At 64.0% G+C, this 18,567-nt stretch carries 22 protein-coding genes and 2 tRNA genes; 5 read left to right on the forward strand and 19 right to left on the reverse strand.

Annotated features, from left to right (window positions below):
- Window positions 1–2 precede the first annotated feature (2 nt).
- The 10 genes from ACY9XZ_RS07225 to ACY9XZ_RS07270 all read right to left on the reverse strand — a co-directional run bounded on the left by ACY9XZ_RS07225 (window position 3) and on the right by ACY9XZ_RS07270 (window position 7,976).
- Window positions 3–1,706, reverse strand: a complete 1,704-nt coding sequence (locus ACY9XZ_RS07225) for a methyl-accepting chemotaxis protein (protein WP_463456377.1) — start codon at window positions 1,704–1,706, stop codon at window positions 3–5.
- A 132-nt stretch (window positions 1,707–1,838) separates the two neighbouring features.
- Window positions 1,839–2,636, reverse strand: a complete 798-nt coding sequence (locus ACY9XZ_RS07230) for an SDR family NAD(P)-dependent oxidoreductase (protein WP_463456378.1) — start codon at window positions 2,634–2,636, stop codon at window positions 1,839–1,841.
- Window positions 2,626–2,748, reverse strand: coding sequence for a hypothetical protein (locus ACY9XZ_RS07235; protein WP_463456379.1), 123 nt, complete (start codon window positions 2,746–2,748; stop codon window positions 2,626–2,628). Before ACY9XZ_RS07235 ends, ACY9XZ_RS07230 begins: the two co-directional genes overlap by 11 nt.
- Window positions 2,738–3,409, reverse strand: a complete 672-nt coding sequence (locus ACY9XZ_RS07240) for a non-canonical purine NTP pyrophosphatase (protein WP_463456380.1) — start codon at window positions 3,407–3,409, stop codon at window positions 2,738–2,740. The genes ACY9XZ_RS07235 and ACY9XZ_RS07240 overlap by 11 nt, the downstream gene beginning before the upstream one ends.
- 120 nt (window positions 3,410–3,529) lie before the next feature.
- The gene (locus tag ACY9XZ_RS07245) at window positions 3,530–3,805 is read right to left on the reverse strand and encodes a DUF5808 domain-containing protein (RefSeq protein ID WP_004590574.1); all 276 of its coding nucleotides are present in this window, start codon (window positions 3,803–3,805) and stop codon (window positions 3,530–3,532) included.
- Window positions 3,806–4,076: 271 nt separating this feature from the next.
- Window positions 4,077–5,738: a bifunctional N(6)-L-threonylcarbamoyladenine synthase/serine/threonine protein kinase gene (locus ACY9XZ_RS07250; RefSeq protein WP_463456381.1), complete on the reverse strand. Its 1,662-nt coding sequence runs from the start codon at window positions 5,736–5,738 to the stop codon at window positions 4,077–4,079.
- Window positions 5,739–5,747: 9 nt separating this feature from the next.
- Window positions 5,748–5,882, reverse strand: coding sequence for a 30S ribosomal protein S27ae (locus tag ACY9XZ_RS07255; protein WP_004516109.1), 135 nt, complete (start codon window positions 5,880–5,882; stop codon window positions 5,748–5,750).
- The gene (locus tag ACY9XZ_RS07260; RefSeq protein ID WP_004516108.1) at window positions 5,883–6,191 is read right to left on the reverse strand and encodes a 30S ribosomal protein S24e; all 309 of its coding nucleotides are present in this window, start codon (window positions 6,189–6,191) and stop codon (window positions 5,883–5,885) included.
- Window positions 6,192–6,384: 193 nt separating this feature from the next.
- Window positions 6,385–7,392, reverse strand: a complete 1,008-nt coding sequence (locus ACY9XZ_RS07265; protein ID WP_463456382.1) for an AAA family ATPase — start codon at window positions 7,390–7,392, stop codon at window positions 6,385–6,387.
- Window positions 7,393–7,905: 513 nt separating this feature from the next.
- Window positions 7,906–7,976: transfer RNA gene (locus ACY9XZ_RS07270), tRNA-Gly, on the reverse strand.
- 275 nt (window positions 7,977–8,251) lie between these two features.
- Here ACY9XZ_RS07270 and ACY9XZ_RS07275 point away from each other — a divergent pair.
- Window positions 8,252–9,085, forward strand: coding sequence for an NAD+ synthase (locus ACY9XZ_RS07275; RefSeq protein WP_463456383.1), 834 nt, complete (start codon window positions 8,252–8,254; stop codon window positions 9,083–9,085).
- A gap of 29 nt (window positions 9,086–9,114) precedes the next feature.
- On the opposite strand, the gene ACY9XZ_RS07280 is transcribed toward ACY9XZ_RS07275, so the two are convergent.
- A complete protein-coding gene (locus tag ACY9XZ_RS07280; RefSeq protein WP_463456384.1) occupies window positions 9,115–9,837 on the reverse strand; it encodes a DUF3105 domain-containing protein in 723 nt (240 codons plus the stop codon).
- Between the two features lie 38 nt (window positions 9,838–9,875).
- Window positions 9,876–10,550: an enoyl-CoA hydratase/isomerase family protein gene (locus ACY9XZ_RS07285; protein WP_463456385.1), complete on the reverse strand. Its 675-nt coding sequence runs from the start codon at window positions 10,548–10,550 to the stop codon at window positions 9,876–9,878.
- 60 nt (window positions 10,551–10,610) lie between these two features.
- On the opposite strand from ACY9XZ_RS07285, the gene ACY9XZ_RS07290 reads away from it, so the two are divergent.
- The 4 genes from ACY9XZ_RS07290 (at window position 10,611) to ACY9XZ_RS07305 (ending at window position 12,551) form a co-directional block, all read left to right on the forward strand.
- Window positions 10,611–11,267, forward strand: coding sequence for a DUF7114 family protein (locus ACY9XZ_RS07290; protein WP_463456386.1), 657 nt, complete (start codon window positions 10,611–10,613; stop codon window positions 11,265–11,267).
- A 67-nt stretch (window positions 11,268–11,334) separates the two neighbouring features.
- Window positions 11,335–11,406, forward strand: a tRNA-Thr gene (locus ACY9XZ_RS07295).
- A 586-nt stretch (window positions 11,407–11,992) separates the two neighbouring features.
- A complete protein-coding gene (locus ACY9XZ_RS07300; RefSeq protein WP_463456387.1) occupies window positions 11,993–12,274 on the forward strand; it encodes a ribbon-helix-helix domain-containing protein in 282 nt (93 codons plus the stop codon).
- The gene (locus ACY9XZ_RS07305; RefSeq protein ID WP_463456388.1) at window positions 12,267–12,551 is read left to right on the forward strand and encodes a type II toxin-antitoxin system RelE family toxin; all 285 of its coding nucleotides are present in this window, start codon (window positions 12,267–12,269) and stop codon (window positions 12,549–12,551) included. The genes ACY9XZ_RS07300 and ACY9XZ_RS07305 overlap by 8 nt, the downstream gene beginning before the upstream one ends.
- 377 nt (window positions 12,552–12,928) lie before the next feature.
- Here the strand turns inward: ACY9XZ_RS07305 and ACY9XZ_RS07310 are convergent, their stop codons facing one another.
- From ACY9XZ_RS07310 to ACY9XZ_RS07340, 7 genes are all read right to left on the reverse strand, one after another.
- On the reverse strand, window positions 12,929–13,369 hold the full coding sequence (locus ACY9XZ_RS07310) for an acyl-CoA thioesterase (protein ID WP_463456389.1): 441 nt from the start codon (window positions 13,367–13,369) through the stop codon (window positions 12,929–12,931).
- 124 nt (window positions 13,370–13,493) lie between these two features.
- Window positions 13,494–14,042: a KH domain-containing protein gene (locus tag ACY9XZ_RS07315; RefSeq protein WP_004516100.1), complete on the reverse strand. Its 549-nt coding sequence runs from the start codon at window positions 14,040–14,042 to the stop codon at window positions 13,494–13,496.
- A gap of 93 nt (window positions 14,043–14,135) precedes the next feature.
- Window positions 14,136–15,185, reverse strand: coding sequence for a two-component system sensor histidine kinase NtrB (locus tag ACY9XZ_RS07320; protein ID WP_463456390.1), 1,050 nt, complete (start codon window positions 15,183–15,185; stop codon window positions 14,136–14,138).
- Between the two features lie 249 nt (window positions 15,186–15,434).
- Window positions 15,435–16,370, reverse strand: a complete 936-nt coding sequence (gene rio1 / locus ACY9XZ_RS07325) for a serine/threonine-protein kinase Rio1 (RefSeq protein WP_463456391.1) — start codon at window positions 16,368–16,370, stop codon at window positions 15,435–15,437.
- A gap of 41 nt (window positions 16,371–16,411) precedes the next feature.
- Window positions 16,412–16,699 carry a translation initiation factor eIF-1A gene (eif1A, locus tag ACY9XZ_RS07330; protein WP_004516096.1) on the reverse strand — a complete coding sequence of 96 codons (288 nt, stop codon included), beginning with the start codon at window positions 16,697–16,699 and terminating at the stop codon, window positions 16,412–16,414.
- A gap of 201 nt (window positions 16,700–16,900) precedes the next feature.
- A complete protein-coding gene (locus tag ACY9XZ_RS07335) occupies window positions 16,901–17,029 on the reverse strand; it encodes a hypothetical protein (protein WP_275040378.1) in 129 nt (42 codons plus the stop codon).
- Window positions 17,022–18,545 (reverse strand): aldehyde dehydrogenase family protein, encoded by a 1,524-nt coding sequence (locus ACY9XZ_RS07340; RefSeq protein ID WP_463456392.1) that lies wholly within the window; start codon window positions 18,543–18,545, stop codon window positions 17,022–17,024. The genes ACY9XZ_RS07335 and ACY9XZ_RS07340 overlap by 8 nt, the downstream gene beginning before the upstream one ends.
- Between the last annotated feature and the right edge of the window lie 22 nt (window positions 18,546–18,567).

Raw genomic sequence — 18,567 nt, forward strand, 5'->3', positions numbered from 1 at the left:
GCTTAGTCGTCGGCCGTCGTTACGGTGGTTGTGGAGACTGTCCCCGATGGCCCGGCCGCGTCCTCGGCAACGTTGAACGCTGAAAGCACCTCACGCAGGTCGTCGGTCTGGGTTGCCATTTCCTGTACTTCGTTGGTCACTTCGGTAATCGTCGCGGTCTGTTCCTCGGCTGCGGCGGCGACGGCTTCGGACTCCTCGTTGGTCTGCTCGCTCACCGCCGCGACCTCGTCGACCATATCGACGACCTCCTGTGTGGTTTCGGCCTGTTCGGCGGTGGCGCCCGATATCTCCTGAATCGAGGCGTTGACCTCGCCGAGCACGTCGACGATGTCCTCGAAGTCCCGGAGCGCCGACTCGATGGTCGCGGCGCTGTCGGTCACCTGCTGGTTCGTCGCCTCCACGTCGCTGACGGTCTCACTGGCCTCGTGCTGGACCGCTTCGATGCGGTCCGACACGTCCGTCGCGGCGTCGCGGGTCTCCTCGGCGAGCGTCTTCACCTCGTCGGCGACAACGGCGAACCCGTCACCGCTCACGTCCGCGCGGGCCGCCTCGATGGAAGCGTTCAGCGCGAGCATGTTGGTCTGCTCGGCGATGTCCGTGATGACCTCGACGATGTCGTCGATCTCACTGATCTGGTCGACGAGGCTTTCGACCGCAACGGCGATATCGTCGATACGGGCCTCCATCTCGTCGAGTTCGTCGATGGCCTGCTCGGCGTCTGCGCGTCCCTCTCGGCCTCGCTGTGTCGCCTTTTCGGCGGTCTCGGCGGCGTTTTCGGCGGTCGCAGCGATCTCTTCGACGGTGGCAGACAGCGTGTTCATCTCCGAGGCGACGTCGTCGTGGCGCGACGCTTGCTGGCTGGCTCCGGCCGAGATCTCCTGAATCGACCGGGAAATCTCGTCGCTCGCATTGTCGATCTCTTCGACGCTCCGGGTGACGTGATCGCTCGTCTCGTCGACGTCCTCTGCGAACGTGGCGACGGTTGCGACCGTCTCCCCCAGCGTCGTCACGAGATCGTTGTAGTTCTCGACGACGGCATCGAACTGCTCGTCGTCGGCTTGGAAGTCCTCGTCGATGGTAGCCGTCAGGTCCCCGTCTTTCGCCTGTTCGGCGGCATCACCGAAGGCGACGACGAGGTCGTTGAGCGCCTGGGACCGCCGTTCGAGATCGCTGGTCATCTCCTGTAGTTCGGTCGTGTAATCGTCCATGCTGGCGGCCATCTTCTCCAGCGACTGTCCGAAGGTCCCGGGCACGTCCTCATCGAGGACATCGGCGTCGAACTCCTGCCGAGAGAGCGCGTCGGCCTGCCGGGACACCGTCAGCAGATAGGATTGCATCGATCTGAACGACGAGAGCAGTTCGGCGACTTCGTCGTCGCGCTCGCTCTCTGGCAGTTCCACGTCGAGTTCGCCGGACGCAATGTGGTCCGCACCCGCGGCCATCGCTGTGACGGGTTCGACGAAGTCCTCACGGGTGATGAACACCGTGTTGGCGAACGCGACAATAGCGCCAGCGAGCAACACGCCCGTGACGACAAACCGGACAGTCCCGCTGGCAACCAGGGAGACAACTGCCAGCGCGACCGAAGCGGCAAACTGCAGACCGACGGCTGCGAGCACTTTCCGCTCGACGGAGCCGGCGACGCCGAAGACCTCAAGTGATTCACGTATCACTGCTTTGTACTGTCCGACCGGGTCTGTGAGCATATCCACCCTTTTCTTACAGCGTTTAATAAGGTTCCAGTCTAATTCTCGGATATTGAAAAAGTGCAGGTGGGCGAAAGTCGGACAAGCGACGATATGGATACCGGTGCCGATGGCGGTATCGGAACTGATTCTCTATCTACCCTGGTTGACCAGCGCTGCGACGCGCCGGACGACCCAGCGCGGCGTCACCCTGACCAGCCGGTCGATAAGCCGCATCGACCGCCGCGGAATGACGACAGTCTCGCCGGCAGCGGCCCCTTTGTAGGCCGCCGATGCGACCGCTTCGGGCGTATTTGTGCTGACTGACCCGACCGCCGAGTCCGACATTCCCGCACGCTCTTGGAACTCCGTATCGACTGGGCCGGGACAGATCACCGTCACGTCTACGGGTGTCTCCCGCAACTCCTCGGCGAGTGCCTCGCTGAAACTGTTGATGTACGCCTTGCTTGCGTAGTAGCCAGCGAGATTCGGCCCTGGCTGGAACCCGGCGACTGAACCCACGTTGATAACTGCGCCGCCGTCGTCGAACTCGTCTATGAACAGCCGGGTCAACTCGACCGGGAGCATGACGTTCAGCCGCAACTGCGTCCGCTCCGCGTCGAGGTCGCTTTCGGCGAACGGGCCGTATGTCCCCACGCCGACGTTGTTGACGAGAACACCGATGTCTAGACCGCGGTCCTGCACCTCCTCGTACAGGGCTTCGGCGGCCGCCGCGCGGTCGAGGTCCATCGCGATTGGCGTGGCCGTAACCCCGCTCGCTTCGAGGTCCTCGGCCAGCCGCTCAAGTTTCCCCTCGCTCCGGGCGACCAGTACCACGTCGTGCCCGCGTGCGGCGAACTCCTGTGCCAGCGCTTTCCCGATGCCCGCCGACGCACCGGTTATCAAGACGGTACCGCCGGTCCCGACGACCGGCACGTCGCTACCGCTCACCGTACCACTCCGCGACCGGCGTCGCTCCGGGGTCCAGCGCCGTCGGTCCCTCGTCGCTGGAACTTCCGAGGGATGCGTTACATCCCTCGATGGACGGTTCGCTACCGCTCACCGTACCACTCCGCGAACTTTGCCAACGCCCGCCCGCGGTGGGAGATCGCGTTCTTCTGCTCGGTGCTCATCTCCGCGAACGTCGTTCCGTCGTGTTCGAAAATAGGGTCGAAGCCGAACCCGCCCTCGCCGCGTGGTGCGACGATTTCGCCGGGCACGCGCCCCTCGAACAGTTTTACCGGGACCGTCTCGCTGCTCTTCTCTGCGCTCCCGTCGTGGACCTGTTCATCCGTCGTCGCCGCGCCGCGGTTGTCGGCCGCCAGGTCCTGTCCGCGCCGGTCCTCGCGGTCGATACCGCCCGGATCAGGCGTCGCCTCGAACCCCTCGCCGTCGCAGTAGGCGATAACCGTCTTGAACGCCGCACTGCGGTCGTCCTCCGGCTCGGTCATGCGCCAGACGCGCTCTACGCCGACAGTGTCCTCGACGTAGGAGGAGTACGGTCCGGGGAACCCGTCGAAGGCGTCGATGAACAGCCCCGCATCGTCGACGATAACCGGCCCGTCAGCCGCTCGGTAGGCTGCCCGCGCTCCCTCGGCAGCGACCGTTTTCAGATCGTCGGCCTGGACTTCCGGGTAATCGAAGTCGAACTGGCTGACCTCGTCGTCGAGATACTCGGTCGCCTCCCGGACCTTCCCGGGATTGGTCGTAACGAAATTGAGCATACCGGCACACGGCGACCGGCGATAAAAGAGCCGTCGAAACGCCGTTCAGACGGACTGTTGTGGATTGTTCCCGGACCGTGCCGATCTAGGGCATCTCCCGGTCTATCGCCACAACATCTCTCAGTCGACGACGACTTCGACCGGCTCGTCCTCGCTCTCGGATTCGAACTCCTCGCTGCTCCCGCCGCGTTCGAGATACAGCATCACGCCAGCGACCGCCAGCACGACCCACGAGCGCCAGTTCGCCAGGTTCAGCGTGTAGCCGATGCCGAAGGGCTTCTCGACCAGCATGTCGTCGCCCGGTTTCCAGTACGCTGACACCAACCGCTTGAGGCTCGGTCGTTCGAAGTTGTACGGCACGCCGAACAACGTTCCCGACTGGGGTTTCTCTGCCATACTGGGTGCTATTCGTGCCGAGGTTAAACCATTTGTCCACCACCTTTTTCGTCGTCGGGTTTCCTCGCGGCGCGAAGCGCCGCTGCGGGAACCCTCTCTGCTCACGGGCGCGATGCGCCCGTTCGCATGGTCAGCGGGACCGAAGGTCCCGCTCGACTCGAAAAACGTGGGCGAAAAATACGCGAATCGCGTAGCGATTCGCGTGAAACCGCGGTCTTCGACCGCGGTATGCTTGGCCGACTGTGACTCAGCGCCTCAGATACTTCTTGTATTACTGATACCGCCCGCGTCCCTCGATATCGTCGAGACTGGCGAACACCGCGTCGGTGTGGTCGCTCTCGGTCCGGTAGGCGTCTTCGGCGGCCGACAGCAGCGTCTCGGGGTCGTCCGCGGTCCCGGCGAGCGACTGGGCGAGAACGTGGAGATCCATCGCGTGGTCTTCTGCCTCCTGCGTGTAGTAGCCGAGGCCGAAGTCGATGAGGAACGTCCGGTCCGCTTGGTCGTCCCAGGTGCCGACCCGGACGTTGCGCGTCGTCGGGTCGCCGTGGACGAAGCCAGCGTTGTGGATGCGAGCGAGCCAGCGACCCACGTCCGCAACGCGTGACTCGGACAAACCCTCACGGAGGTCCGCGTCGCCCACTCGCTGGAAGACGATGCGGGACTCCTCTGGATCTACGTCCCGGACCAGCGGCGTTGGAACGCCGTTCCGTCTGGCCTCGCTGGTGAGCCGTGCCTCCTGTCTGGTGCGTTCGGTTCGCAGCCGCTCGTCGAGCGTCGGGTGGCGGTAGCTGCGGGGCACGCGCTCTTTGATGACGCGGTCACCGTCGAAGCGGACGGTCGCCTCCGCGCCCTGGACTTCGTCGTCCGCCGCCCGATAGCTGTCCACCGATTCTTCGGGTCCGCGCCAGGTGACGGCCACCTCGTCGGGCCGGAAGTTCGAGTCGATGCGGGAGTCCTCGATGGCGATGGTGTCCCCGGCCGCGTACATCTTCGCCCCCAGCATCGCGATCATCCCGGCGTTGTCCCGCAGGAAGCGATTTTCGGGGGCGTAGAACTTCGCACCGCGTTGCTCGCACATCTCGCCGAGCATCCGCTGGAGGCGGTCGTTCTGGCCGACGCCGCCGCCAAGCACCAGTTCGTCAGCGCCCGTCAGCGACAGCGCACGCTCGGAAACTTCCGTCAGCATCGCGAAGATGGTCTCTTCCATCCCGCGACAGACATCGTCCACTGGGACGCCATCGTCAACGGCCTGCTTGGCGGCGCTCATGATGCCCGAGAAGGAGAAGTCCATCCCCTTGACGACGTAGGGGAGTTCGTGGTACTCCCCGTTGCGGGCGTGCTGTTCGACCTTCGGCCCGCCCGGGTGTGACCAGCCGATGTGGCGGGTGAACTTGTCGATGGCGTTGCCGACGCCGGTGTCCATCGTCTCGCCCAGTACGCGGTACCGGCCGTTCCGGTAGCCGAGGATGTGGGCGTTCGCACCGGAGGCATTCAGACACACCGGCGAGTCAAAGCCCGAGAGATGCCGTCCGACTTCGAGGTGGGCGACCATGTGGTTCACGCCGACCAGCGGCACGTCGAATCGCTGCGCGACAGCTCTGGCGGCGGTGGCGACGATGCGGAGACAGGGGCCCAGCCCCGGGCCGCGGGCGAAGGCGACGGCGTCGATAGGGGCGCTGTCGGCTCCGCGTTCGCTCGCGTCGCCAGCGGTCGCCCGCTCGCGTGCGTGGTCGATGGCCGTCTCGACGACGGTTGGGATGGCCTCGCCCATGTGCTCGGCGGCCTCGCGCGGGTGGATGCCGCCGCTGTCGGGCGCGTAGGCGTCAGTCTCGATGAAAACGTGGTCGTCGTCGGTTACCCGCGCTGGGTCCGGCGTCTCGAACACCGAAGCACTGGCTGCCCAGGCGGTACCTTCGATACCCAGAATACGCATCGGGTGGCCTTACTTCCACTCGGTGTAGCCGCACTTGCCGCAGTGCTGGCGGTCCTCGTGTTCGGCGAGGACGGTGTCACCACACCGGGGGCAGGTTTCGCGGTCGAGTTCGCCGTCGTCGTTGTAGTACTCGTTGTGTGGCATCTATGCTTCCTCCGCTTCCTCTTCGCCGTCGGCGACGATCTTGTTGCGTTCGAGCATGTGGTCCTGCTCGACATCGCGGGCGTACTCGGGGTTGTCGTAGACCTTCGCGTAGCCGACCGTCTTCCGCATCCCGAACTTGGTGTCGAGCTTGTGGATGACGACTTCCTCGGCGTCCTTGTTCAGCGTGGCCGCAAGAGAGTCGCGGACAGAGAGACGGGAGGGGGTGGCTTCGTCGTGGACGACCTCGAACCGGACGTCCGTTCGGTGCAACATGGGATTTTCGTCTTCTTCGATGATGTCGATATCCATGGTTCGTTGTCCGTATCTACCCGCCGAAGCGCGTAAAAGGATTTCGAAGCGGTTGATGCCGCCTCGGCGGCTGAGCGGCCGCGATCCAGAGTCGCTGTCGGTGAGTCTGGTTCAGGTACGTTAGCGTGATGCCGTGTAGCGACCGTCTACGCACGGCTCGGACGCAATACCGGTAGCAGGACAGACCGAGTCCTTACTGCTCGCCCAGTTGCGCAAGCAGGTGCGAGAGGTGGATCCGCTCGTTCGCCGCGTCGACGAGCGCCATATCTGTCTCGCCGGCCATCTTGTGGATCTCGGCCAGCCGGTCCCCGGAGTAGCGCGACCGGGCCACGTCCAACATGTCGTCGAGGATGTCGGACGCGCCGTACCCTTCGTCGACGAGCAGGTCGTCGAGCGTCGACCGCGCGTCGGTAAAGCGACCGTCTTCGGCCGCCTCGATCATCTGCTCGACCTGATCGTCGGCCTCGACGGCGTTGAGCGTCTCGAAGGCGGCGTCCATCGTCACCTCGCCTTCGGCTTCAGCGGTCGTCTGGGCGGCCAGCACCGCCGTTCGGAGGTCGCCTTCCGCGTATCCGGCGACGTACTCGATGCCGTCGTCGTCGTGGTCGACGTCCTCCGCGGTAACGATGTCCTCGAGCACCGATACCGTCTCCTCGTGGGTTGGTTCGCGCATCACGACCGGGAAACACCGCGAGCTGATCGGTGGGATAACGGCCGAGGGCTGGCGCGTCGCGATGACGAACTGCGTCGCCTCGTAGTACTGCTCCATCACCCGCCGGAGCGCCTGCTGGAAGTCCTCGCGCATCCCCTCGGCGTTGTCCAGCAGGATGGTCTTGTAGCTGCCCGACACCGGCGAGTAGCTGGCGGACTCCTTGAGGACGTGGTTGATGAGGTCGGCCTTCGAGGACTCGCGGCGGCGCTTGCTGTCGATGAACGAGGAAAAGCGCGGGTCGTTGGCGACCTCCTTTTTCGTCATGTCGAACACGTCGGCCATGTTGAGTTCCGTGAAGTCCGCGTCGGGGTTCTCGTGGACCTCGCGGGCAAAAGCCCGGACGGCGGCCGTCTTTCCGCTCCCTTTCGGCCCGTGAACCAGGAGGTTCATCGGCTCCTCGATGGCCCCCTGGAGGTGTTCGCGGGCCTTCGGCTGGCGGATCTCCGACAACTCCGGGGCGTGTGTCTCCGTCCACAGCGGCGCGTCCATCTGTTGGCACTGGGTATGCCCGGCCCCGACAAGTATCCCGCGGTCCGCGGGTTCACGCTACCCGCCGGTACCAACGGTGCAGTCGTGCCGCGTTCAGTCCACCCCCACGACCGGACTCTAACGGCGACCGGGACACCGGTACCGGTGATCCCCGGCTCTGGCTTACGAGAGCAGACTATCCGCCGCTGGCTGCCAGCCGCACTCCACACACTCGAACCCCGCATCCGCTGTCTTGATCACCGGTTCGCCGCATTGCTTACATTCCCGGAGGGGATTGTGAGGTCGAGTAGATGGTCGTGGCATACGTTAACTAACTACACATTCACTTCACATAACCGTTCTCTCTATGTGCCTAGAACCCTGTCGCTACGATCTGGAGAGCCGGAACTGTATGCCGTCTGTGCGGGGTGATTTTCGACTGCAGTTGCTGGTCACGGATAGCTCGCAAAAATGTGCCGGGAGAGCGCGAACCACCGCGTTCGCGAACGTCGGGCGGCAAACGACCGCAAGGAGTGCGCCGGCCGGGAATTGAACCCGGGCTATTGCCTTGGGAAGGCAATGTCCTACCACTGGACCACCGGCGCTCGTTGCACTCGCGCCGAGCATTGCGGTTCCGTTGGAACCGCATTACACCGGCGCGCATCGTTCACTGCGTTTACTCGCACGCCGAGGCTCGCAAATCCCTCCGGATTTACTCACCACCGGCGCACTTCGGTAGACTGCAGGTCCGTCAGACCTGCGAACCCCGTACCGAACTGTGAACAGCGGCCGCACTTGAACGTAGCGCTTCGACTGGACGGTCGTCCGAAAATATCGCGCCGATGGATGGGTATTAGTTCTGTCCGGCCAACCAGTAGATATGGCAACAGCGGACTCCGTCGTACGGGCCAACGACCCGATAGACCTGACGTTCTCCGAGGCTGAACTGGACGCCTACCGCGACCATATTACGTCGTTCATCGAGGCCCAGGTCGACGCCGCCGGTGTCGATACAGTGGTGTTGGGGCTCTCGGGCGGCATCGACAGCACACTCGTCTCCCATCTGGCCGTCGAGGCGCTCGGCCGCGACGCTGTCCACGGGCTCGTGATGCCGAGCGAAGTCAACCGTGCGGACAACATGAGCGACGCCGAGCGGGTGGCGAACGACCTGCTCGGTATCGAGTACGACGTGATCGAGATCAATCCGCTGGTTGACGCGTTCCTCGACGCCTATCCGGACGCCGAGGACGACCAGCTCGCAGTCGGCAACCTCCGGGTTCGCTGCCGGGCGGTACTGAACTATCTGGTCGGCAACCACGAGGGGGCGCTGGTACTGGGCACCGGGAATCGCAGCGAGGCGCTGGTGGGGTATTACACCAAGTACGGCGACGGCGCGGTCGACTGCCACCCTATCGCGGCGCTGTACAAACAGCAGGTGCGACAGCTCGCGAAACACGTCGGCGTCCCGGACGACCTCGCGGAGAAGACCGCCAGCGCCGAGATGTGGGCCGGACAGACCGACGCCGACGAGATGGGGATGGACTACGACACGCTCGACTCCATCCTCGCACTGCACATCGACGGCGGCGTTCCGGCAGCCGCGACAGCCGACCGGCTCGGTGTCCCGCTCGACGTCGTCGAGACTGTCCGGGAGATGTACGAGACGAGTGCCCACAAACGGGCGATGCCGCCGGGGCCGGACCCGCTGTACTGAACTGCGATTCTATCATCTCATCACAGTCGTCAGCGGACCGGGTTCTCCGGGCCGCGACCCAGGTACTCCGAGAGGAACGCGTGGACGGTTTCGGCGTCGTAGCTGTCCATCGTTAGCTCGTGCCGCCACGCCGTCACGACGTAGGTTGCTCGGGGGTCGTCGTTAGGGTTCGGCGCGACGACCACGCTCTGCCAGGTCCCGGTGTGAACGCTGGCGAACTCCCGAAGGCTCTGTCTAGCTTCGGGCGAAATTTCATCGGGGTCGTAGTAGACGATGACTGCGCCGTGTTCGAGCGTGTGGACGAGCGAGCCGAGCGCGGGAGTCTCCTCGTAGAATCCGGCGTCAGTCGTCGACCCGTAGTGCGTCCCCGACAGCGGCGGGACCCGCTCGTAGTCGATGTCCGCTCCCTGCTGGACGTGATCGTTCCCCCGGTCCGGGAACTGCTCGACGTCCGCCAGCAGGTCACTGGCCCCGGCACTTTCCAGTGTCGAGGCCTCGATCCCGTCCGCTTCGACGCTCCCTCCGCCGCCGCCCAGCTGGGTCGCATACGCCGCCAGCCCGATTGCCAGCACGACAACGACGCCGATGATGATTGGACCCAGCGGAAGGGTCCCGTCGCCCTCGCCCCCGGTATGTTTCTTGACGCGCCGACGGTCAATCGCACCCAGTTCGCCGTCGTGGGCGTCGGCGAGGTGGTCGAGGTAGGCGTCGTCGCCGTCGAACGATTCCCCGCAGTACTCACAGTCGACCATTGGCGGCCCGTATGCGAGCAGTCGTCTTGTACCCTTCCCTACTCCGTCTCCGCATTGAGGTCGGCGAAGGCCTGCTGCTCGCGGCGCTCCTGTGTTTCCCTGTCGGCGTCGTCCCGCATCCGTGCTTTCAGCACTCGAAGCGCGTCCGCGTCGACGCCCGCCAGCTCCTCGGCCACGGCTCGTGGCTCCGTGGAAATCCGCGAGATCAACCCCATCCGCAGGGCCGTCTCCGCGTCCAGCGTCCGGCCCGACAGCGCGATGTCCAGCGCCTCGCCAGCCCCGACGATGTCGGGGAGCCGTGCTGTCCCGCCCCACGCGCCGAACAGGCCGAGTTTGACCCCCGTTTCCGCGAAGGTCGCGCCGGGCGCCGCCACCCGAATATCACAGGCTAATGCCAGCTCGACGCCGCCGCCCCGCGCCGCCCCGTCGATACCGGCGACGACCGCTCCGTCGTAGGATTCGAGCGCCCTGGCCACCCGCTGGCCCAGCGCCGCGAACGTCTCGGCGCTCTCCGAATCGAGGGCCCTGACCTCGTCTAAGTCCGCGCCGGCACAGAACGCCTCGCCAGCACCGTGGAGATACAGCACTGGCTCGGTCGCTGACTCGACGGCCGATTCGAGGTCGCGAAGCGCCGCGCTGGTGAGGGCGTTGCGCTGGTCGGGCCGGTCGAGCGTCAGGGTCCGGATACCATCGCCGCTCGTGGTCTGTACCATGGCTGCTGTGACTCTGCGGTTTCCAAAGGTCTTTGCCCTTCCCGTCGCTAGACCCTCATAATGGAGGAAGTGGCGGCAGTTCGCCGAGCAGCGTTGGCGGCAGTCGACGATGTCGAGCCTGCCCGGCTCCACGGGCGGATCGACGCTCGCCTGGACGACGCGTCGCTTGCGCCCGGCGTCCTGACGCTCGTTAGCGCGGGCGCAACCAGCGACCCGCCGGTCGACCTGGCCGACGGCGTCGCCGACCGGGCCGCCGGCGTCCAACTCATCTACGAGGGGCTCTCGCTCACTCGCCAACTGGCCCGCGACGACCCCTGGGTCAACGGCGACCGCGACACGGCCGACCTGGACATCCTCATCGCGGACATCCTCGTCTCGCGTGGCTTCTACCTGCTCGCCAGGACCGAGGCCGCCGACGCCGCTGTCGCCGTCGTCCGCTCCTTCGGCCACGATCAGACGGTCCGTCAGACGACCAACGACCAGAGCCCCGACACCGCGCTCGAAACCGACATTCTGGAACTCGCCGTCGTCGCCGGCGTCACCGCCGCCGGTATCCGACCGACCCCGACGCTTCGGGAGTACACGACCGAACTGGCCGTCGACGGCCTCCCGTCGAACGCCGAGTTGCTCGGTGAGGATGTCGCCGACGCGCTTCGGGCCCGTGCGGGTGCCGAACAGCCATCCGGCGACGGGACCGAGGCCGCTGCCGACCACTGATACTAACCGACACACCGGCCCTGAATCGAAACGACTTTAGACAATTGCCGGATACACACTGATGCGTGCCTGGGTAGCTTAGCGGTAAAGCGCGTCCTTGGTAAGGACGAGACCCCGGATTCAAATTCCGGCCTAGGCTCTTCCCGACCACACTTCTGCGAGGCACTCCGTCGCCGAGCAACTGCTGTGGTCGGGAGACCGTCACCGGGATTTGAATTCCTGGAAGACGACCAGCGGAAGTCTTCCTCTGGTTCAAATTCCGGCCTAGGCTTCTAACGCGAACAAACTGCGCGGAGTTTCATCTCCGCGCTTCCCTGGAGCGTGTGTACCGGTAGCGGAATTTGAATCCCTGCCAGTCGCAGCGCCGACAGCGGGAAGGCGACCGTCTGGCTCCGGTTCAAATTCCGGCCTAGGCTTTTTCCAAGCGACTGACCCAGAGTGAAAACGACGGTCCGTCGCGCGTGGAAAGCCGGACACGGTATTTGAATCCCTGGAAGACGACGGGTGAGAGTCTTTTTCCGGTTCAAATTCCAGCCTAAGCACTTTACTCCGTATATTCCTTGCATCCACACCACGTATTTTACTAATTCGCGCTCGCAGGTAACTGAGCGAAGTGTCGTCTGGAGTGTAAGATAACACCTCTCAATGCGGCTTTCCACGGTGATTACGTGGCGAATGGGGTTCCGCCGAAATGACTATTGGTAAGACCAGCGTATTACGTCCGTATGTCTGAAGCCGACACAAGTGACGGCGACGGAGATGACATCGCCACGGTGAATTTCAAAGTCACCGAGTCGTTCCTCGAACAGATAGACGACACGTGGCAGGGACGCGGATTCAACAGTCGGAGTGAGTTCATCCGGTACACGCTTCGGGACGCCGTCGAGTTCCCGACGTTTGACCGCGACGAACTTGTCGCGCTCCTCGAAGCAGAGGCAGACATCCGCGAGGGACGGACGACGAGTGCCGAGGAGGCCCGCGAGCGGTTCGGCACGAGCGATGAGTGATGAGGGGTGGACGTGGGAACTCTCCTCGACAGCCGAAAGCGACCTCGACGGACTGTCCCCCGCCGACCAAGACCGGATACTCGACAAGCTCGATGAAATCGTCCTCTCGCCGTGGCGCGACCCGCCGGACTACGGAGAACCGCTCCAGAACAGTTCATACAAGAAGATACGCATCGGAGAGATTCGACTGTCCGTGAGTTTCCGGCAGGACGACCAGCGGCTTGTCGTGGCACGTATCAAACGCCGGGGCGGCGCGTACACCGCTGACGACGACTAAATAGTTGAAAAATACGCCAATAGACATTTCTAATGCCTGACCAATAGTCTCGATATGGTCTCCCGTGTCGATGAGGTGAGAGGAAAATGAGTCTCCTAACCGCTTACAACGGTCTGTTGATTCGATTCGGTCTGTACTTGCTTGTATTTTGGCCGACTGTCGGCTACTACGTGTATTCCGATTCGGAGAAACAGGGATTCTCCAATCCGCAACTCCGTGGTTTCGCTTTGGGATTCTTGGGTATTCTCGGACTGGTCATTCACTTATCTATCGTCCAGCGACAGGACTGAGTTCTCTATCGTGGAGTTCCATCTCCGGGGCTGCCAGTGAGTCCGTGAGACCAATCCGGCCTGGGCTTTCTCCACGGACAACCTCCGCTACCGCTTCGGTTCCTCGGCGAGCGCCGTCTCGCGCAACTGCTTGCACTCCTCGCTCTCGGCGGTCAGGTCGGGAACGGGCGTCGGTTTCCCGTCGTCGACGGCGACGAAGGTGGCGTAGGCGCTCGTCGTCTCCTCGGTTTCACCGGTGTGTGGATCCTCGCGCGCGACCTCGATGCGGACCCGGACGCTGGTTCGGCCGGTGGCGTAGGCATAGGAGTCGATGAGGGCAGTGTCGCCGATGGGGATGGGGCGCTCGAAGTCGACGCTTGACATCTGGGCGGTCACACAGGACTCTCGGGCGGCCCGCATGGCCGACATCGCCCCGATCTCGTCCATCCACTTCATGACGATTCCGCCGTGGGCGCTGTTGTAGTTGTTGGCGTGGGTCGGCTGGACGCGCTCGCGGTTGACGATGTGCGTGTCGGCGATAGTCGGCATACTGTCCCCTAAAGCGTGTCCCGGGAAAACGGTGTGGTGGCCCTGGCGGGAGTCAGCAGCGACCGTTTGCGTCTGTGCTGTCGCCGTGTCGCATCAATGCCAGCCAAACATCGAATTGCCGGAGTTACCCGGTGAACTGGTGGTATTCGAGGCCCTTGTGTTTCATCTCGTTGTGCTTGCGTTCGAGGAACGAATAGACGGAGCCATGCGGCGCACCGTCCAGAATCATCTCGGCGGCCTCCCGTACGGCGTCGACCTGTTCCGGGCCGCCGATGATGCCAAGCGTCGACCCATAGATGACCACGGCCGCGCCGGAGAGTTCCTGCATGAGTTCCCGCGTCCGACCGCCCTCGCCGATGAGACGGCCCTTCTGGCGGCGGAAGTCGTTCTTGTTGCGGGAGGCGGCCTCGATGTCGATGAGTTCGAACATCATCATGTCGTCGTCAAGCAGCGCCAGCGCGTCGTCGGGCGCGAACCCGCGGCCGATGGCCTTCACGATGTCGGGGCCTTTCAGCGCCGTCACGGGGTCGCCGACGGACTCGACTTTCACCGTGCCGTCCTCGGAATCGATATCCAGCCGGACCTCTGCGCGCTCCTCGATCTCGCGCATGGTCTCACCTCCTTCGCCGATCAGCACACCGATACGGTCCTGCGGAATCTTCACGTGTTGCATAAGTATACTACCCCGTAGGAGGTTCTGCCTGTTTAAAACTTCGGCAGTCGAACGGCTGACAACTGTGGAGCGTTTCCGTCGACGGAAGCGCCATCAGTCCAGAAACTCGACGCCGGTGATTTCGAACCGTGCCCCGCCCGCGTCGCTGTCGGCGACGCGGATGTCCCAGCCGTGGGCGCCCGCGATGGTCCGGACGATCGAGAGCCCGTAGCCGCTGCCGTCCTCGTCTGTGGTGAAGCCGTGGTCGAACACGTCGTCTTTGATATCGGTCGGGATGCCGGGACCGTCGTCCTCGACGTAGAAGCCGTGGTCCAGCGGGCCGACGCGGACGATAACAGCGCCGTCGCCGTGTCGAACGCTGTTCTGAAAGAGGTTCTCGAACAGTTCGATGAGGCGGTCGGCGTCGGCGCTCACCGAGCCGACGTGATCGTAGTGGAGCGTGGCTCGCTCGGTTGTTTCGCCGGCCCCCTCCCAGGCGGTGTCGACGACGTCCTTGACGTTCGTCGTCCCCGGGTCGGTGACGACGTTACCCTGCTTGGCGACAGAGAGCAGATCGTCGACGAGGCGGGCCATCCTGTCGCTCGTCTCTTCGAGCGCGTCGAGGTGTTCCTCGTCACCGGTTTCGCGGGCCAGTTCCACTCGTGAGGAGATGACGCTGAGCGGACTCTTCAGGTCGTGGGCGAGGATATCGGTGAACTCCTTGAGCCGGTCGTTCTGGCGTTCGAGCATCTTGTCGTACTGGTGTTTCTCGGTCGTGTCCTGGCTGACCGCGACGAACCCCTCCGGGTCCCCGTCCCCGAGCGGCGAGAGCGAGAGGGTCGCCCGGAACACCGACCCGTCAGCCTGCCGGTGCCAGTGCTGTGTCTCGATGGGGCCGTCCGTCGCCTCCGTCAGCAGTGATTCCACGGTCGTCTCCAGGTCCTCGGGGTCGGCAAACAACATGTCGACGTGGTGGCCGACTGTCGTGCCCCGGTCGTAGCCGTACAGCGCCGCTGCCGGGTCGGGCCAGGTCGTGATGGTGCCATCAGCGTCGAGCATGAACACTGCATGCGAGGACAGTCCCTCGATAAGCCGGTCAGAAACCGAGTCGCCGGTGTGTGCTGTCTGCTGGTCCGGACTACTGTCAGATGGGCGACTGTCCATCAGCCGTCCCCACCCCGGACAGGCCAGCGACAGAGGGGCCGCTGTGATAGGTCATACATGCTGAGTTATACGTTATCTAATGCATTACGCACTGCGGTTTTCACTCCAAAACGAGTTTGTGATAAACCGAGTAATAGGAGCGCTGTACTTCGGTTTGCTTGCAGAGGATTACGGCATGACTGCCAATGCCTCCGATCATTTATCGCCGCGGCGATATATTCTCTCTCGTTGCGAACAGAAAGCGGGTGACTACTCCTCGTCACGGCGGTCGGCCGGCGTCCCCTGCGGGACGGCGTCGTCGTCGCTCCCCGGGGCGGTGTCGTCCGTGTCCTTCGGCGTCGCGTACTCCTTGACGTACGCGAGCAGTTCCGCCGGCGTGGCGTCGACGCCCTGCCGGGCGAAGAAGTTCGCGACGTTGCGACAGTCCCGTTCCAGGAAGTCGTCGGCGTTGGGATGGTGGATGGTCACCGCCTGGCCGAGGTCGATGATGTATAACTGCCCCTCGTGGAAGACGATGTTGTACTCGGAGAGGTCGCCGTGGACGAGGCCGGCGTCGTACAGCCGGCGGGTGTACTCCTTGACGACTTCGTAGGCGGTTTCGGGGTTCTCGATGTGGACCTCACTGAGGCGCTTGCTCCGGCCCTCCTCGGTTCCGAGATACTCCATCACGAGGACGTTCCGCTCGACGGCGATGGGTTCGGGCGTCCGGACGCCGGCCCGCCGGGCGCGCTTGAGGTTCGACGATTCCTTGCGGACCCACGCGGTGACGACCTTCTTCTTGTCCGAACCGATGCCCTCGAACCGGGGGTCGCCGTCGAGATAGCTCCGCATGTCCTTGAAATCGGAGGCGTTGATGCGGTACACCTTGACGGCGACCTCCTTGTCGCCAGAGAGAGCGGTGTAGACGTTCGCTTCCTTGCCAGTCGAAATCGGCCCGCCGAAAGCGTCGATGTGGCCGTCCTGGACGAGCTTGTACAGCGCGCCGTAGGTGGCGTCGTCGAAGACGCTGGCCTCGACTTTGAACTGGTCGGCGTCCTTGATGCGCTCGCGGAACTCGCTGAACTCGCGGTCCCGCTTGCGGGCGATTTTGTCGGCCTCTGTATCGGAGACGTCGACTTCCTCCCACTCGTCGCCCGGCGAGTCAACGTCGTCCGTGTCGAGCAGGCCGAACTGCCCCTCGGTCACGCTTTTGCCTCCGTCGAGCCCGCGGCCAGATACATCTCAGGCTACTCCTGGATGTGTCCCTCCTCGCGTAGCTGGTCGGCGTCCTGTTTCTCGTAGCGCCACGTGATGTCGGCTTTCTCGTCTTGCCAGTCCCAGGGCTCGACGAGCACCACGTCGTCTTCGCGTATCCAGATCCGCTTTTGCATCTTGCCCGGAATCCGGGCTGTGCGCTCGACGCCGTCCATACAGCGTACCTTGACGCGGTTCGCGCCAAGCATGTCCATGACGACGGCGAACACCTCGTCCTCTTCCGGCATCCGCAGGTTCTTTCTGCTGTCGTTGTCGCTCATAGACGGTACTTCGACGGGGAGAGGTTTAAGGTTTGGAAAAGTTGGACCGCAAACGCGGTCCGTGGCCCCCGACACGGTGTGGGACAGACGTTGGGGCCGTACAGAAAAGTCGTAACGGCGAGCGCCCGTACAGTCGGCTGTACGTGAAGCAGTTCGCCACCCGGGGTGGCGAATATCCTGCAATAAGGACAGCCAGTAGTGTCAGTCAGCGCCGAGACAGCCGACCCACGAGCAGTCGGTGCAGGTCTCGATGCCTTTCGCCGTCGTCGTCTCGCCGCGACAGCGCGGACAGACGGAGCCGATCTCCGGCGGTTGGACCGACTTACTCATCGGTGATGATGTCCGCCGAGAGGCCCTGTGCCATCTCGATGTCCTTGGAGTTGTTCAGCGTCCAGGCGGTGCGCTCAGTGACGGCCTCGATGACCTCGCGGCCGCTCGGGAGGCCGTTGCCGGACTTCTTGACGCCGCCGAAGGGCAGGTGGACCTCCGCGCCGATACACGGGAGGTTCCCGTAGGCGAGGCCGATCTCGGCCTCGTCGCGGAACCGGTTGATCTGGCGGTAGTCCTCGGAGATGATCGCGCCGGCGAGGCCGTAGTCGACGCTGTTGTGCATCTCCAGCGCCTCGTCGAAGTCTCCGGAGTACTCAAGCAGAGCGACGTGAGGACCGAACACTTCCTCGTTGATGCAACGTAGGTCTTCGTCGTAGTCGATCTCGTAGACGAACGGGCCGACCCAGTGGCCCTCTTCGTGGCCGTTGGGGATCTCCTCGGCACCGAGGTCGGCACGGTCGACGAGCACGTTCGCGCCCTCCTCGCGGGCGAGGTCGTTGTAGCGTTTGAACTTCTCGACCTGATCGGCCTCGATGAGCGGGCCCATGAAGGTGTCTTCCTCCAGCGGGTCGCCGACGGCGATGTCCGATGCGACGTCGACGAACCGCTCCTTGAACTCGTCGTAGAGGTCCTCGTGGACGATGAGTCGTTCCGAGGAGACACAGCGCTGGCCGGTCGTCTTGAAGCTTGACATCACGGCCGAGTGGACGGCGATGTCGAGGTCGGCTTCCTCCGTGATGACGACGGCGTTCTTCCCGCCCATCTCGCAGGCGGCGATCTTGCCGGGCTGGCCGCCGACCTTGGAGGCGATCTTGTGGCCGACTTCGGCACTGCCGGTAAAGAGGACCGTCTCGACGCGGTCGTCCTCAACGATGGCGTTGCCGGCGTCGCCGTACCCCTGCACGAGGTTGAACACGCCGTCCGGGATGCCCGAGTCCTCGAACATCTCGGCGATGATGTGGGCACACCACGGGGTCTGTTCGGCGGGCTTCCAGACGACGGTGTTGCCCTCGACCAGCGTCACCGCGAGGTGCCAGAACGGGATGGCGACCGGGAAGTTCCAGGGGGTGATACAGCCGACGACGCCTTTCGGCTTGCGCCGCATGTAGGCGTCCTTGCTGGCGATCTCGGAGGGGACCACGTCGCCGTGGGGGTGGCGGGCGTTGCCGGCGGCCCACTCGACCATGTGCCAGGACTCGGTCACGTCGGCCAGCCCTTCGCTGATCTCCTTGCCACACTCCATGGTGACGATCTCCCCGAGTTCCTCGTGGCGGTCACGCAGCTCGTGGTAGATGTCCCAGAGGTACTCCGCGCGGTCGATGTGCGAGAGCGAGCGCCACTCGTCGTAGGCGTCCTCCGCCGCGGCCAGCGCTTGGTCGACGTCGGCCTCGGTTCCCCGGTGGAACGAGGCGAGCGCCTCACCGGTTGCCGGGTTCTGGCTCGTGAACGTTTCGTCGCCGGTGCCTGTGGTCCAGTCACCGTCGATGTAGTGTCGTCGTGAGTCGTCTGTACTCATGGTATGTACTGTACGCGTCCCC

The sequence above is a fragment of the Haloarcula sp. HT12 genome (assembly GCF_055271655.1).

Coding starts and splice junctions, on each gene's coding strand:
- ACY9XZ_RS07225 (WP_463456377.1), bottom strand. CDS start 1,706: ATGCTCACAGACCCGGTCGGACAGTACAAAGCAGTGATACGTGAATCA.
- ACY9XZ_RS07240 (WP_463456380.1), bottom strand. CDS start 3,409: ATGCTCAATTTCGTTACGACCAATCCCGGGAAGGTCCGGGAGGCGACC.
- ACY9XZ_RS07245 (WP_004590574.1), bottom strand. CDS start 3,805: ATGGCAGAGAAACCCCAGTCGGGAACGTTGTTCGGCGTGCCGTACAAC.
- ACY9XZ_RS07250 (WP_463456381.1), bottom strand. CDS start 5,738: ATGCGTATTCTGGGTATCGAAGGTACCGCCTGGGCAGCCAGTGCTTCG.
- ACY9XZ_RS07255 (WP_004516109.1), bottom strand. CDS start 5,882: ATGCCACACAACGAGTACTACAACGACGACGGCGAACTCGACCGCGAA.
- ACY9XZ_RS07260 (WP_004516108.1), bottom strand. CDS start 6,191: ATGGATATCGACATCATCGAAGAAGACGAAAATCCCATGTTGCACCGA.
- ACY9XZ_RS07265 (WP_463456382.1), bottom strand. CDS start 7,392: ATGGACGCGCCGCTGTGGACGGAGACACACGCCCCGGAGTTGTCGGAG.
- ACY9XZ_RS07275 (WP_463456383.1), top strand. CDS start 8,252: ATGGCAACAGCGGACTCCGTCGTACGGGCCAACGACCCGATAGACCTG.
- ACY9XZ_RS07280 (WP_463456384.1), bottom strand. CDS start 9,837: ATGGTCGACTGTGAGTACTGCGGGGAATCGTTCGACGGCGACGACGCC.
- ACY9XZ_RS07285 (WP_463456385.1), bottom strand. CDS start 10,550: ATGGTACAGACCACGAGCGGCGATGGTATCCGGACCCTGACGCTCGAC.
- ACY9XZ_RS07290 (WP_463456386.1), top strand. CDS start 10,611: ATGGAGGAAGTGGCGGCAGTTCGCCGAGCAGCGTTGGCGGCAGTCGAC.
- ACY9XZ_RS07300 (WP_463456387.1), top strand. CDS start 11,993: ATGTCTGAAGCCGACACAAGTGACGGCGACGGAGATGACATCGCCACG.
- ACY9XZ_RS07305 (WP_463456388.1), top strand. CDS start 12,267: ATGAGTGATGAGGGGTGGACGTGGGAACTCTCCTCGACAGCCGAAAGC.
- ACY9XZ_RS07310 (WP_463456389.1), bottom strand. CDS start 13,369: ATGCCGACTATCGCCGACACGCACATCGTCAACCGCGAGCGCGTCCAG.
- ACY9XZ_RS07315 (WP_004516100.1), bottom strand. CDS start 14,042: ATGCAACACGTGAAGATTCCGCAGGACCGTATCGGTGTGCTGATCGGC.
- ACY9XZ_RS07320 (WP_463456390.1), bottom strand. CDS start 15,185: ATGGACAGTCGCCCATCTGACAGTAGTCCGGACCAGCAGACAGCACAC.
- eif1A (WP_004516096.1), bottom strand. CDS start 16,699: ATGAGCGACAACGACAGCAGAAAGAACCTGCGGATGCCGGAAGAGGAC.
- ACY9XZ_RS07335 (WP_275040378.1), bottom strand. CDS start 17,029: ATGAGTAAGTCGGTCCAACCGCCGGAGATCGGCTCCGTCTGTCCGCGC.
- ACY9XZ_RS07340 (WP_463456392.1), bottom strand. CDS start 18,545: ATGAGTACAGACGACTCACGACGACACTACATCGACGGTGACTGGACC.